Origin of the sequence: Thioalkalivibrio sp. ALMg13-2 (genome assembly GCF_000381185.1) — a bacterium.
Classification (GTDB): domain Bacteria; phylum Pseudomonadota; class Gammaproteobacteria; order Ectothiorhodospirales; family Ectothiorhodospiraceae; genus Thioalkalivibrio; species Thioalkalivibrio versutus.
Window position 1 is genome coordinate 76,292 of the sequence record NZ_KB906100.1, and the last position, 13,282, is coordinate 89,573.

Here is a 13,282-nt window from a genome sequence, read left to right on the forward strand (position 1 = left end):
GCATGGACACGACGTCCGGGGAGGCACGGGTGGTGCTGGTCACCGGGGCCGCGCGGCGGGTCGGCGCAACCATCGCGCGCGGGTTGCACGCCGCCGGGTTGCGGGTACTGATCCACTACCGCGGCTCGCGCACGGATGCCGAAGACCTCGTCGCCGAACTGAACGCGGAGCGCCCGGACAGCGCCCGCGCCCTGCAGGCCGACCTCCTCGATCTGGTGGCCATCGAACGCCTGGCGCGCGAGGCCGAGGCGGCCTGGGGCCGCCTGGATTTCCTGGTCAACAACGCCTCGACCTTCTACGCCACCGCCGTGGGCGAGATCACCCCACAGAGCTGGGACGACCTGATCGGGTCCAACCTGAAGGCCCCGACTTTCCTCACCCAGGCCTGCAATCCGGCGTTGCAGCGTCAGCAGGGCGCGGTCGTCAATATCGTCGACATCCATGCGCTGCGCCCGCTCAAGGGCTACCCGGTGTACTCGGCGGCCAAGGCCGGGCTGTGGGCCCTGACCCAGGCCTACGCCCGCGAGCTGGGGCCGGACGTGCGGGTCAACGGTGTCGCCCCCGGCGCGATCCTCGCCCCCGAGGAGGCCGAAAACACGGGCACCCACGAGGCAATGATTGAACGCACCGCACTCAAGCGCGAGGGCACCCCGGAGGACATCGCGCGTACCGTGCGCTTCCTGCTGCTGGACGCGCCCTACATCACCGGCCAGGTGGTCCCGGTGGACGGCGGCCGGTCGGCATCGCAGTAGCCGCGACCCCGTCCCGCCGCGCTACACTGGTCCCAACCGAGCATTTGCGCCAGGAGACTGCAGCATGATCGATTCCAAACGCTTCGACGACCTCGCCCGCCGCATCACCGAAAGCCTGCCGGAGTCGGTACGCCACATGCAGGAGGACGTGCAGCGCCAGGTCCGCTCGTCGCTGCAAAGCGGCTTCGAACGCATGGACCTGGTGACGCGCGAGGACTTCGACATCCAGGTGGCCCTGCTGGAACGCACCCGCGAACGCCTGGCGGAGCTGGAGGCGCGGGTCGCCGCGCTGGAAGCCCGCCCGAGCGACGAATCCGGGCAGTAACCACCACCTGAATCCACCCGCCGGGCACGGATGCCGGGCGGCAGAACGGAGGGGCACGGATGCCCGTCACTATCGCCTACGCCCGCGCCATCGACGGCATTCACGCCCCGCTGGTCACCATCGAGACCCACCTGGCCAACGGGCTGCCCGCCTTCCAGATCGTGGGCCTGCCCGAGGCCGCGGTGCGCGAAAGCCGTGATCGCGTGCGCGCGGCGATCCAGACCAGCGGCTTCGAGTTTCCACGGCGCCGCATCACCGTCAACCTGGCCCCCGCCGACCTGCCCAAGGACGGCGGCCGCTTCGATCTCGGCATTGCGCTGGGCATCCTGGCCGCCAGCCAGCAGATCCCGGTGGCAGGGCTGGCCCGGCACGAGTTCCTTGGCGAACTGGGACTGGACGGCACCTTGCGCCCGGTGGGTGGCACCCTGGCTGCCGGACTTGCGGCAGCCGACGCCGAGCGGGCGCTGGTGGTGAACCCGGAGGATGGGGCGGAGGCGGCCCTCGCCAGCCGCGCCCGGGTCCTCACCGGCTCGCACCTGAGCGCCGTCTGCGCCGCGCTGGCGGGGCGCGAGGCCCTGGTGCCGGCACAACCGCCCGAGCCGTCCGCACCCGCGCACCCCGACCTCGCCGACGTGCGCGGCCAGCACCAGGCGCGCCGGGCTCTGGAGATCGCCGCCGCCGGCGGGCATCACCTGCTGATGGTCGGCCCACCCGGGAGCGGCAAATCCATGCTGGCCGCGCGCATCCCCGGCATCCTGCCGCCAATGGACGAGGCCGAAGCCCTGGAGACCGCGGCCATCCACAGCCTGCGCGGCAGTTCGCACCTGCGCCAGGACTGGCGCGCGCGTCCGTTTCGGTCCCCGCACCACACCGCCTCGGGCGTCGCGCTGGTCGGTGGCGGCAGTACACCACGCCCCGGCGAGATCTCGCTCGCGCACCAGGGCGTATTGTTCCTCGACGAACTCACCGAATTCAGCCGCTCGGTGCTCGACGTACTGCGCGAACCGCTGGAGAGTGGCGTCATCCACATCTCGCGCGCGGCCCGCCAGGCCGAGTTTCCGGCCCGCTTCCAGCTGGTCGGTGCGATGAACCCCTGCCCACAGGGCTTCGATTGCGACCTCGCCGAACGCTGCGAATGCACCCCGGAGCAGCGGGCCCGCCACCGCAAGCGCCTTTCCGCACCGTTACTCGACCGGATTGACCTGGCCATCGAGGTCCCGCGCATCCCACCCGGGGACCTGGCCGGATCGGCCGACGCATCCGAAGACTCGGCCTCCGTGGCGAAACGCGTCGCGCGGGCCCGCAAGGTGCAGCGCGAGCGCCAGAACGGACTGAACAGCGCACTCGATGGCTCAGCCCTGGACCGGTACGCCGTCCTCGGCACGGCTGACCGGGAGCTGCTGGACAAGGCTGCGGAACGCTTCCGGCTCTCCGCGCGGGCCTACCACCGGATCCTGCGGGTGGCGCGCTCCATAGCCGATCTCAACGACGCCAAGGCGATCGCGACCCAGCACCTGACCGAGGCTCTGAGCTATCGCGCCCTGGACCACTGGCGCACGCAATAGGAGGCGCCAAAAGAGAAACCCCGCCCAGGCGATACCTGGGCGGGGTTTTGTACTGCCGTTCCTACGGGGACGATCAGTCTTCGAAGGTGGCCACGTAGACGGCCAGGTCGGCGATGTCCTCGTCCGACAGGTTGGCCGCATTCGGCGTCATCAGCGCGGTCTGGTCGCCAACGGTCTCGCCGGCGCGGTAACGCACCAGCTTGTCGGCAATGTACTCGGCATCACGACCGGCCAGCTTCGGGAACACCGGGGTACCCTGACCCTGGGCACCGTGGCAGGCAACACAGGTGTTGTAACGCGACTGACCGCGCTCCGCATCACCATCTTCAACCGCGATGGCGGCAACCGCTTCGGCCTCTTCTTCGGCCGCCGCTTCGCCAGTCTCGGTAGTGGCGACCGGCTCTTCGCCCCCGGCAGCGTCTTCGGCGGCGGAATCGCCATTGCCGTTATCACTGCCTTCGTAGTCGTGATCGACCCCGGCCTCGTCCAGCATGTAGGCGACCACGTCGCGCATCTGCTCGTCGCTCAGGCTGGGATCGCCACCGCGCGCCGGCATGGCGCCGATGCCGTTGATCGAGTTGGCGAACAGGGTGTCCAGGCCCTTGTCGTTCAGGCGATTGCTCCACTCGTCGGTGTCGTCTTTGAGCGGGGCGCCGGAAACACCAGTGTCATGGCAGGCCGCGCAGACGTTCGAGTAGAGGTCGCCCGGGGTCAGGTCCGCGGCTTCCTCGGCGCTATCCACCTGGCCGGACACCACCTGACCGATCGGCGCGATGCGCTGGGCGACGCGCTCGTCACTCACGGTGTCGGGCTGGGACACCTGCATGCCGGCAAGCCAGCCGGCCAGGTGCGACACCAGGAAAAGGACCGTACCCAGCAAGGCCAGGGACGCAATAAACAGCAACACCTTGTTCCCGGTGTCCATCTTGATCGGTTGATTTCCCACTTCTCTCCCTCCGAGATCCCGGCCTTGAGCGGCCATGTGGTGTGCTATTCGAAAGCCCTCGCGCATCAAGCGCAAATCGGGCGCAGAGTATAGGGCATCATGCAAACCACGACCACAAACCGAGTGTGGCGGTCAAATATGGCTGGACGCGTCAAAGCTCGCGCCCGTATCATTGCAGATCTTGCGCCCGTAGCTCAGCTGGATAGAGTACTGCCCTCCGAAGGCAGGGGTCGCAGGTTCGAATCCTGCCGGGCGCGCCATCATGACGACAAAGAAGGGCCCATTGTATGGGCCCTTCTTCGTTATGCGGATGGATCCCGGGGCCGGACGCCCCTTCTCCAGCCGAGGCCCGCTGAACGGGACAACCGATCCGCCCCACCCGGACAACCCCCAGTCTCTGCACATCGCAGACGACCGGCTTGCGCTCGCACAGCCCGATCAGACAACAGGCCCCACGGCCGCAGCCGGCAGCTCGACCTGCTGACACTGGCTCATGATCTGCATGAGAACGATCACGCGCTCTTCTCCGGTACGGGCGAGAAACAAGGCCTCGCGCCCCTGGAACGGCCCATCCGTGATGGTGACCGGCTGCTGCGGGGCGAAGTCACTGTCACGGGTAAGATCGAGACAGCCGCTCTCGGGGTCCAGGCGCAGGCGGATCCCCTCGATGACCGGCTCGGGAACCGGCACCGGGCTGGAGCCAAAGCGCACCAAACCAAGCACGCCGCGCGTAGAGCGAATTGGGGCCCAGTTTTCTGCGACCTCGCAAAGCTGTGCGAAGAGGTAGCGCGGAAACAGGGACTCGGTGACGGCGGTGCGGCGCCCCCCGCGGCGAATGGGCCGGCGGATCAGCGGCCGGAACGTGCGATACCCCTGGCGGTCGAGATTCGCCTCGGCGCGGGCTTCTTCCCGGGGTTTGCATTGAATGGTGTACCAGTGTTTCAAAGGGACCTCGTCGCAGCAGTGCACCGGCAATGGCGCACCACCCATAGCATCAGCTCGCTCTAATGATAGGCCGACTGGCAGCAAACGTGCGTAGTTGCATCACGAAACTGGATGCACAGGGTTGCCGGGGCGATCGGCTACTGCCTTGATCTGGATCAAATTCGACAGCCCGGGGCAGCGCTAGCTTCAGAGGTGCAACGAGACCTCAGGAGAACCCTCATGCTGACCGAAATCATGTTCCAGTCGCCCATCGGCATTCTGACCATCATCACCCTGCTGGGGATCGTGGCCTTCTTTGGCTACGTGGGCTATTACATCATCCACGGCATGCGCCAGGACAAGCAGCGCGAGTAAGACATCCGCGCCCGCCGGCCAGCGGCCACCACGGCCGCCCATGAAAACGCCCGCGCAAGGCGGGCGTTCGATGTGCCACTTCAGCCAGCGGGGCTCAGGTGTGCTGGTCCCCATGGTACAAGCGCACGACGTGCCGGGCCTCGGCGAAGAACAGCCAGCGCTCCATGACCACACCCACCAGAGCCGCGACCAGGCCGAGCCAGGCCACGATGGCCGGCACGCCGGACAGGATCGCGGCGAACACCAGGATCGGGGTACCGAACGCGAGCAGGAACACGCCCATCTTCAGGGTGTCGGTGGTGTTCTTGCCTGCATCGTAGCCAAACTCGTCGGTCAGGAAGGTACCGGCGGTATGCCCGGTATCCAGCAAGCGCACGGTCGCGCGGTTGAAGGTGGTGGCGGTGTTGATGGTCGGGCCGGTCACGCGGGAGATCCAGAAGTAGTAGATCCCCTTGAGGACGCCGGCGATCAGCAGCAGCACGATGGCCACGCCCGCATGCATCGCGGTGGCGTTGCCGAACACACTGGCAATGGCGGCGAAGGCGACGGCACCGGTGGCCACACCCAGAAGGATGTAGTTGGCCGGGGTCAGCGCGGTGTTCCACTGGCGGATGGTCTTCAGGCAGCCGTAGATCATCCCTGTGGAGAACAGCGTGACCACCGCCAGCACGGCGGCGATGGCGCCAGCCACTGCGGCCAACGGACCGACCTCGTGGCCCTGCAGCAGCACGCCGAGGCCATAGATCGCGGCGAACGGGTAGAACAGCACGGCAAATACCGCTTCGCGCGAGAGCCAGGAGGTCTTGAAGCGCATAAAGGAACGCCAGGCGTTCTTCTTGTTCGCCAGGTGGCCGGTGGACAGCATGAGCCCGACGGTGATCATGCCCAGGGCCGCAACCCCGTGCGCGATCAGCTCGCCATGGCTCATGGCCGGGCCGATGCCCGCGAGATGGAAGGCCACCAGCAGCAGGAACAGGCCGTAGCCCGCTCCGGAGATGACAGTAAACAGAATGACGGAAAACGCCGGATGCATGGTTTTCTCTCCCCGATCGGGCGCGCTTAGCGCGCCACCATCTTGTTGACCCAGTCCTTCACCGAGGTGATCAGCGTGTTGGCACGCACGTCGTCGGTGGGGATGGAACGGGTGATCCGCGGCGGCAGATAGGTGTTGACCGGCTTGTAGCCAAGCTCGGGCATCTGCTTCACGCCGCCACGCTCGCGGACCAGGCGGCTCACCTCGGAGGCGTCGTCATCGAAGTCGCCGAAGAAACGCGCGTGCGCCGGGCAGGTGATCACGCAGGCGGGCTGACGCTCTTCCGGCGGCAGCTGCTCGTCGTAGATGCGGTCCACGCAAAGCGTGCACTTCTTCATCACGCCGTCTTCGCGGTCGAGCTCGCGAGCGCCGTACGGGCAGGCCCAGGCGCAGTAGTTGCAGCCCATGCACTTGTCCTGATCGACCAGCACGATGCCGTCTTCCGGGCGCTTGTAGGAGGCGCCGGTCGGGCAGACATTCACGCAGTCGGCATGCTCGCAGTGCATGCAGGACATCGGGATGTTGACGGTCTTGTTGTTGGGGTAGTCCCCGACCTCGTAGTGGCGGATGCGGTTGAACCACACGCCGCTCGGGTCCTCGCCGTAGGGGCGATAGTCGGTCAGCGGACCCGTGGTGCCGCTGGTGTTCCACTGCTTGCAGGCCACCGCGCAGGCGTGGCAGCCCACGCAGGTGTCCATGTCGATTACGAGTCCAAGTCGCATGGTTGGTACTCCCTCAAATCGTTCGTGCGGGCAAGCCCCGCGATGGCCGTGAGGCCGTCGCGGAACCGGGCCGGATCAGTTTTTCTCGTCGTCCAGCGAACCGCGCGTGAGCACGTCGCGGATGTCGCGGTTCAGGTGCACGGGCTTGTGCGCGTGGTAGCGCAACTGGTCCGGCGATTCGGACATGCCCGGCGTGGCCTTCACCTCGTCGAACTGCGGCCAGGCGCTCTGCTCGTCGGGACCGGCCGGGGTGATCTTGACCTTGAGGTCGTACCACGCGGCCTGCCCGGTGACCGGGTCGGAGTTGGTGATGTTGTCGATCGGGTCGCCCTTCTTCGGGAGCAGCTCGCTGATCAGGTGATTCATCAGGAAGCCCTTCTGCGACTCGTTCGCCTCCGGCTTCAGGCCCCAGGCGCCCTTCTGCTTGCCGATGGCGTTCCAGGTCCAGACGGTGCTGGGCTCGCAGCCCTCGATCAGCTTGACCTGCGCGCGAATCTTGCCGTTGTGCGACTCCAGCCACACCCAGGACAGATCCTCGATGCCCATGGACTCCGCCTTCTGACGGTTCATGTACAGGTAGTTCTGGGCGCAGATCTGGCGCAGCCAGGCGTTCTGCGAATCCCAGGAGTGGTACATGAACATCGGACGCTGGTTGACCGCGTAGAACGGGTACTCGTCCTCGTCGATCCGGGTCTGCTCCAGCGGCTTGTGCCAGATGGGCAGCGGATCGAAGTACTGGGTCAGCCGGTCCTTGTGCTCCTGCTTGGTCGGTTGCGGGCCGTCGTACAGGCCCTGGCCGGCCAGCTTGAAGCGCTGCTGGGTCTCGGAGTAGATCTCGATCGTGATCGGATCGGTCTTGCCTACCCAGCCGGCGTGCTTGGCCAGCTCCAGGTAGTCCTTGTTGGCGTAGCGGTAGAACTGCTGATTCGGCGCCAGGTGGTACAGGAAGAACCCCTGGTTCTCGATGTACGCCTCCCACTGCTTCGGGTTCGGCTCGCCGCGCAGGTGGCTCTTGCCGTCCTTGCCGCGATAGCCGGACAGGAAGCCGATGCCCGGCTCCTTCTCGAAGTTGACGATGAAGTCCTTGTAGTCCGAGAACTTGCGGCTGCCATCGTCCTTGGTGAACGCCGGGAACTTCAGGCGCCCGGCCAGCTCGACCATGACCTCCTGCCACGGCCGCACGTTGCGATCGGGCTCGAGGATCGGGTGGCGGATGGAGTCCGCCGCCGCGGCCGGCTCGGAGATCGGGCGGTCGAGCATGGAGATGGTGTCGTAGCGTTCCAGATAGGTGGTATCCGGCAGCACCAGGTCGGCGAAGCTGACCATCTCGGAATTGAACGCATCCGAGACCACCAGGAACGGGATCTTGTACTCGCCGTTCTCGTCCTTGGACCGCAGCATGTCCATCACTTCGGCGGTGTTCATCGTGGAGTTCCACGACATGTTCGCCATGAAGAAGATCAGGGTGTCGATCGGGTACGGGTCGGCGTTGACCGCGTTGGTCACCACCATGTGCATCATGCCGTGGTTGGACACCGGCGCATCCCAGGAGAAGGCCTTGTCGATGCGCAGCGGGTTGCCGTCGTCATCGATGACCAGATCCTCCGGCGCGGTCGGGAAACCGAGCGGCGGGCTCTTCAGCGGGGTGTTCGGGGCGCATTCCTTGGCCGGCTTGATGCCCGGCGGGATGTGCTTCGGATATGGCGGCTTGGCCAGGTGACCGCCGGGGCAGTCCACCGAGCCCAGCATGATCTGCAGCAGGTGGATCGCGCGGCAGGTCTGGAATCCATTGGAGTGCGCGGAGATGCCGCGCATCGCGTGCATGGACACCGGACGCCCGAACACCTTGTCGTGCTTGCGGCCCCAGGAGTCGGTCCACTCGATGTCGAGCTCGATGGTCTCCTTGAACGCGACGTGGGCCATCTCCAGCGCCAGGCGCTCGGTCTGCTCGGCCGGGATGCCGGTCACCGCGGCGGTATTCTCCGGGGAATACTCGTCCGCCAGGTAACGTTCGGCCAGCAGGGTCATCACGGTCTTGACCGGGCGGCCGTCCGGGGCGGTGTACTCACCGAACAGGGCCGGCTTGATGTCGACCTGGCTGCCGTCGACGAAGGCCTCCTTCTCCAGTTCCCAGACCTGCGGGTTGCCGGCCTCGTCACGCAGGATCAGGCCGTCGCCCTTCTGGCCCGGGGTCTGTACCACCAGCTGGGTGGCGTTGGTGTAGCGCACCAGGAAGTCCCAGTCGAACTGGTCGTTCTTCAGCAGCACGTGCAGCATCGACAGCGCGAACAGGCCGTCGGTGCCGGGCTTGATGCCCACCCACTCGTCGGCGATCGCCTGGTAGCCGGTGCGCACCGGGTTGATCGCGACGAACTTGCCGCCGCTGCGCTTGAGCTTTTCCAGCCCGATCTTGATCGGGTTGGAGGCATGGTCTTCCGCCACACCCCAGAGCATGTGGTACTTGGTGCGATCCCAGTCGGGGTCGCCGAATTCCCAGAAGGCGAAGCCAGTGGTATACAGGCCGCCGGCGGCCATGTTCACCGAGCAGAAGCCACCGTGGGCCGCCCAGTTGTAGGTACCGAACTGGGTTGCCCACAGGCCGGTCAGGGCCTGCATCTGGTCACGGCCGGTGAAGAACGCCAGCTTGCGCGGGTCGGTCTCGCGGATCTTCTGCAGGCGCGCGGACAGGGTGTCCAGCGCCTCGTCCCAGGAGATCGGCTCGAACTCGCCAGCACCGCGCTCGGTGCCCGGCTTGCGGCGCATCGGCTGGTGCAGGCGCGCCGGGGACTGCTGCTTCATGATCCCCGCGTTGCCCTTGGCGCAGAGCACACCCTTGTTGATCGGGTGGTGCCGATTCCCCTGGATGTAGCGGACCTTGTTGTCCTGGACGGTAACCTTGATACCACAACGACAGGCGCACATGTAGCAGGTGGTGTACTTGATCTCCTGCTCGCCGTGCTTTTCGAATTCGGGCAACGCGCTCATGGGGGCGACCTCGTGATCTCGGTTCAGTTATGCATCGCGCATTGTGGACGGAGCGGACACATTCTGCCAACGAGTCTTTTCTATTTGCGGATAAACCAGAATTATCGGGTGAAGATTTTTTTTATTGTGGCGCGAATCCACAGATGATTTGCACGTTCATGTGGCAAAGACGGCAAAATGATCTACGATGTGTACCACGGAACATATCGCCCCACTCGACGTCACAGGCCCGCCAATGGAACACGCCGACACCCCCACGGAAGGAAACGCCCTGATCGACGCCTTCGGTCGCCGCATCGAATACGTGCGCCTCTCGGTCACCGATCGCTGCGATCTGCGCTGTTTCTACTGCATGCCCAAGGGCTTTCGCGACTTCGAGGAGCCGGAACACTGGCTCAGCTTCGAGGAGATCGAGCGCGTTATGGGCGCCTTCGGTCGCCTCGGCACCCGCCGTGTGCGCCTGACCGGCGGCGAGCCCCTGGTGCGCAAGAACCTCCCGGATCTGGCCGCGCGCCTGAATGCCCTGCCCGGCATCGACGATATCTCGCTGTCCACCAACGCCACGCGCATGGCGCGCCATGCGCAGGAGCTGAAGGATGCTGGCGTCGACCGGATCAACGTCAGCCTCGATTCGCTCAAGCCCGAGGTCTTCAAGGAGATCACCGGCGGCAAGCTGGAGAAGGTGCTGGACGGGCTGATGGCCTCCAAGGCCGCGGGCCTCGCCCCAATCAAGATCAACATGGTCGTGATGGGCGGGATCAACGAGCCGGAGGTCGAGGACATGGTCGACTTCTGCATCGAGCACGGCTTCACCCTGCGCTTCATCGAGACCATGCCGATGGGCGACACGGGCCGCCAGGCGAAAGAGGGCCATTACGTGAACCTGCAGGATGTGCGTGCCCGCCTGGAGCCGCGTTACAACCTAGTGCCCGGCGTGATGCCCGGGGGTGGCCCGGCGCGCTACATGCAGATCCCGGATACCGATGTGCGCATCGGCTTCATCACCCCGATCTCGCAGCACTTCTGCGATACCTGCAACCGCGTGCGCCTGTCGGTGGACGGCACCATCTACACCTGCCTCGGCAACGACCACAGCCTGAACCTGCGCCCCTACCTGCGCGAGGGCTGCACCGATTCGGAACTGGAGGACCTGGTGGTACAGGCCATCAACCTGAAGCCGGAACGCCACGAATTCTCCGAGCGCCCGGAGAAAGTCCTGCGCTTCATGTCCATGACCGGGGGCTGACGCCCGACCAGCCGTCATCGCGAGAGCATGCCGCAGGAACGAGAAAGGCCCGCTGAAAGCGGGCCTTCTGCATGCCGGGAGGGCTGCGAGCCGCTTCAGTCGACGGCGCCTTCCGGCGGCAGCTTTTCCTTCATCGAGTCGGACAGCGGCACGTCGTGCACCACCAGCACCGGCAGGCGCGCATTGCGCACCAGCCACTCGGTGGCAGAACCGGAGAGCATGTTGGAGATCTGGCTGCGCCCACGGGTCCCCATCACGATCATGTCCGCACCCCACTCTTCGGCGTGGCGGGAAATTTCCTCGGGGGCGCTGCCCACGGCGATGGCGACGTCGTCGTCTGCCTCGGCCCACTCCTGCATCTGGGCACGCACCTTCTCCTCCGCAGCATTGCGCATGTCCTTCGCGTTCAGCGGCGACGAGCCCGCACCACTGAACGCACCGGCAGAGCTGGGACCGGCCACGTCCGACGGCTTCATCACATAGAGCAACCGCTTCTTCGCCCCCGGGCAGTGCTGGCGGGCAATCGCCAGGGCCGAGGCCGAAGCGGGCGAGAAGTCGATGGCGATGATGACGCGCTGCAGCATGGGGATCCCCTTTGTGATCGCATGAAACCGACCCGGCGTACGCGCCCGGGGTCATGAAAACTTCAGAACTCGACTACATAGAGTGGTACAATTTCGCGCCTTTCCTGAGCGGTTCTCAGTCTGTACTGGCACCGAACCGCTTGCAACCGCGCCATCCACTGGTGGCAACCGGGCCCGGCTACTTCCCGGGGAAACGCCGATCCAACCCTTCGCGTGGATCCGCGCCTCCCAAAGTCTCTGGTACCTGTTCGTTCACCCGTTGATCCCGACCCGGGTCGGCTTCGGCGCGCACCGGTATTGGGGAACGCAACGTGCAGCAGACCATACAAGACTTCCTGTCCCGCCAGCGCAAGGTCTGGTTCTTCAATGTCCGCGGCGACCTGATCGCCGGGATCGTGGTCGCACTGGCCCTGATCCCCGAGGCGATCGCCTTCTCCATCATTGCCGGCGTCGATCCGAGCGTGGGCCTGTACGCCTCGTTCACCATGGCCGTGGTGATCGCCTTCGCCGGCGGGCGGCCCGGAATGATCTCGGCGGCAACCGGGGCGATGGCCCTGCTCACGGTCACGCTGGTGGCCGAGCACGGGCTGCAGTATCTGCTGGCGGCCACCATCCTGACCGGGCTCATCCAGCTCCTGTTCTCGTGGGCCAAGCTCGCGCGCTACATGATGTTCATACCGCGCACCGTGCTGGTCGGCTTCGTCAACGCACTGGCGATCCTGATCTTTCTCTCCCAGGTGCCCTACCTGGTCGATGGCGACACCACCATGTGGGCGCTGGTCGCGGCCGGCCTGATCATCCTCTACGGCCTGCCGATGATCCCGGGCTACCCGAAGCTCCTGCCGCCACCGCTGGTCGCGATCATCGCGCTAACCGCCGTCGTCTACTACATGGGCATGCCCACGCTGGAAGTCGGCGACATGGGCGACCTGCCCTCCGGCCTGCCGGTGTTCCTGTTCCCGGACATCCCGCGGAACCTGGAGACCCTGCAGATCATCTTCCCGACCGCCTTCGCGCTGGCGATCGTTGGTCTGCTGGAGTCGCTGCTGACGGCCTCGATCCTCGATGACCTGACCGACACCCCCTCCGGCAAGAACCGCGAGGCCCAGGGCCAGGGCATCGCCAACATCGTCACCGGCTTCTTCGGCGGCATGGCCGGCTGCGCGATGATTGGCCAGTCGGTCATCAACATCAAGTCCGGCGGTCTCGGTCGGCTGTCGACCCTGTCGGCCGGCCTGTTCCTGCTGTTCTTCATCCTGGTGCTGGGCGATCTGGTCTCGATCATCCCGATGGCCGCACTGGTCGCGGTGATGATCATGGTCTCCATCGCCACCTTCGATTGGGGCTCGCTGACCACGCTGCACAAGTTGCCGCGCACCGATGCCGTGGTGCTGATCGTGACCGTCGCGGTCACCGTGATCACCCACGACCTGTCGATGGGCGTGTTCGCCGGCGTGCTGCTCGCCGCGATCTTCTTCGCACGCAAGATGGTCAAGGCGGTGGAAGTGAAGAGTGACCTGTCGGAGGACGGCAAGACCCGCATCTACACTGTGCGGGGCCAGCTGTTCTTCGTCGCCGTGGACAAGTTCATCGACAGCTTCGACTATCGCGAGCGCATCCATAACGTGGAGATCGACCTGACCCGCGCCTCGCTGTGGGACAGCTCGGCCGTGGCCGCGATCGACAAGGTGGTCGGCAAGTTCCGCCGTAACGGCATGGAGGTCGACGTGAAGGCCCCGCACGGCGAGAGCGGCGAACTCCACGACAAGCTCGCCCTGCACGACAAGGGCGCCGACCTGGGGCCGGGCGGGCACTAATCCCGCCG

Annotated in this window: 12 protein-coding genes and 1 tRNA gene; 7 read left to right on the forward strand and 6 right to left on the reverse strand. The window is 65.9% G+C overall.

Annotated features, from left to right (window positions below; translation table 11 throughout):
- Window positions 1–29: 29 nt before the first annotated feature.
- The 3 genes from F618_RS0100370 to F618_RS0100380 all read left to right on the forward strand — a co-directional run bounded on the left by F618_RS0100370 (window position 30) and on the right by F618_RS0100380 (window position 2,642).
- On the forward strand, window positions 30–752 hold the full coding sequence (locus F618_RS0100370) for a pteridine reductase (RefSeq protein WP_026287886.1): 723 nt from the start codon (window positions 30–32) through the stop codon (window positions 750–752).
- Between the two features lie 64 nt (window positions 753–816).
- Window positions 817–1,077, forward strand: coding sequence for an accessory factor UbiK family protein (locus F618_RS0100375; RefSeq protein ID WP_018168899.1), 261 nt, complete (start codon window positions 817–819; stop codon window positions 1,075–1,077).
- Between the two features lie 59 nt (window positions 1,078–1,136).
- Entirely contained in the window at window positions 1,137–2,642 is a 1,506-nt protein-coding gene (locus tag F618_RS0100380; protein WP_019567466.1) for a YifB family Mg chelatase-like AAA ATPase, read from the forward strand.
- A gap of 73 nt (window positions 2,643–2,715) precedes the next feature.
- Here the strand turns inward: F618_RS0100380 and F618_RS0100385 are convergent, their stop codons facing one another.
- Window positions 2,716–3,588 (reverse strand): c-type cytochrome, encoded by an 873-nt coding sequence (locus tag F618_RS0100385; protein WP_019563101.1) that lies wholly within the window; start codon window positions 3,586–3,588, stop codon window positions 2,716–2,718.
- 183 nt (window positions 3,589–3,771) lie between these two features.
- Between F618_RS0100385 and F618_RS0100390 the strand changes: the two genes are divergently transcribed.
- Window positions 3,772–3,848, forward strand: a tRNA-Arg gene (locus tag F618_RS0100390).
- 178 nt (window positions 3,849–4,026) lie between these two features.
- Here the strand turns inward: F618_RS0100390 and rfaH are convergent.
- Window positions 4,027–4,578, reverse strand: a complete 552-nt coding sequence (gene rfaH, locus F618_RS0100395; RefSeq protein ID WP_018950939.1) for a transcription/translation regulatory transformer protein RfaH — start codon at window positions 4,576–4,578, stop codon at window positions 4,027–4,029.
- 174 nt (window positions 4,579–4,752) lie between these two features.
- Between rfaH and F618_RS16510 the strand changes: the two genes are divergently transcribed.
- Complete coding sequence (locus tag F618_RS16510; protein ID WP_018937428.1) at window positions 4,753–4,887, forward strand: hypothetical protein; 135 nt, start codon at window positions 4,753–4,755, stop codon at window positions 4,885–4,887.
- A gap of 94 nt (window positions 4,888–4,981) precedes the next feature.
- On the opposite strand, the gene F618_RS0100405 is transcribed toward F618_RS16510, so the two are convergent.
- The 3 genes from F618_RS0100405 to F618_RS0100415 all read right to left on the reverse strand — a co-directional run bounded on the left by F618_RS0100405 (window position 4,982) and on the right by F618_RS0100415 (window position 9,627).
- Window positions 4,982–5,920, reverse strand: coding sequence for a DmsC/YnfH family molybdoenzyme membrane anchor subunit (locus tag F618_RS0100405; RefSeq protein ID WP_019567468.1), 939 nt, complete (start codon window positions 5,918–5,920; stop codon window positions 4,982–4,984).
- Between the two features lie 26 nt (window positions 5,921–5,946).
- On the reverse strand, window positions 5,947–6,642 hold the full coding sequence (locus F618_RS0100410; protein ID WP_038032074.1) for a 4Fe-4S dicluster domain-containing protein: 696 nt from the start codon (window positions 6,640–6,642) through the stop codon (window positions 5,947–5,949).
- Between the two features lie 75 nt (window positions 6,643–6,717).
- Window positions 6,718–9,627 carry a molybdopterin oxidoreductase family protein gene (locus tag F618_RS0100415; RefSeq protein WP_019567469.1) on the reverse strand — a complete coding sequence of 970 codons (2,910 nt, stop codon included), beginning with the start codon at window positions 9,625–9,627 and terminating at the stop codon, window positions 6,718–6,720.
- Window positions 9,628–9,862: 235 nt separating this feature from the next.
- On the opposite strand from F618_RS0100415, the gene moaA reads away from it, so the two are divergent.
- Window positions 9,863–10,873 (forward strand): GTP 3',8-cyclase MoaA, encoded by a 1,011-nt coding sequence (gene moaA / locus F618_RS0100420; RefSeq protein ID WP_018168892.1) that lies wholly within the window; start codon window positions 9,863–9,865, stop codon window positions 10,871–10,873.
- A 95-nt stretch (window positions 10,874–10,968) separates the two neighbouring features.
- Here moaA and F618_RS0100425 read toward each other — a convergent pair whose 3' ends face one another.
- Window positions 10,969–11,457, reverse strand: coding sequence for a universal stress protein (locus tag F618_RS0100425; protein ID WP_018145067.1), 489 nt, complete (start codon window positions 11,455–11,457; stop codon window positions 10,969–10,971).
- Window positions 11,458–11,768: 311 nt separating this feature from the next.
- Between F618_RS0100425 and F618_RS0100430 the strand changes: the two genes are divergently transcribed.
- A complete protein-coding gene (locus F618_RS0100430) occupies window positions 11,769–13,274 on the forward strand; it encodes a SulP family inorganic anion transporter (RefSeq protein ID WP_019567470.1) in 1,506 nt (501 codons plus the stop codon).
- Window positions 13,275–13,282: the final 8 nt, after the last annotated feature.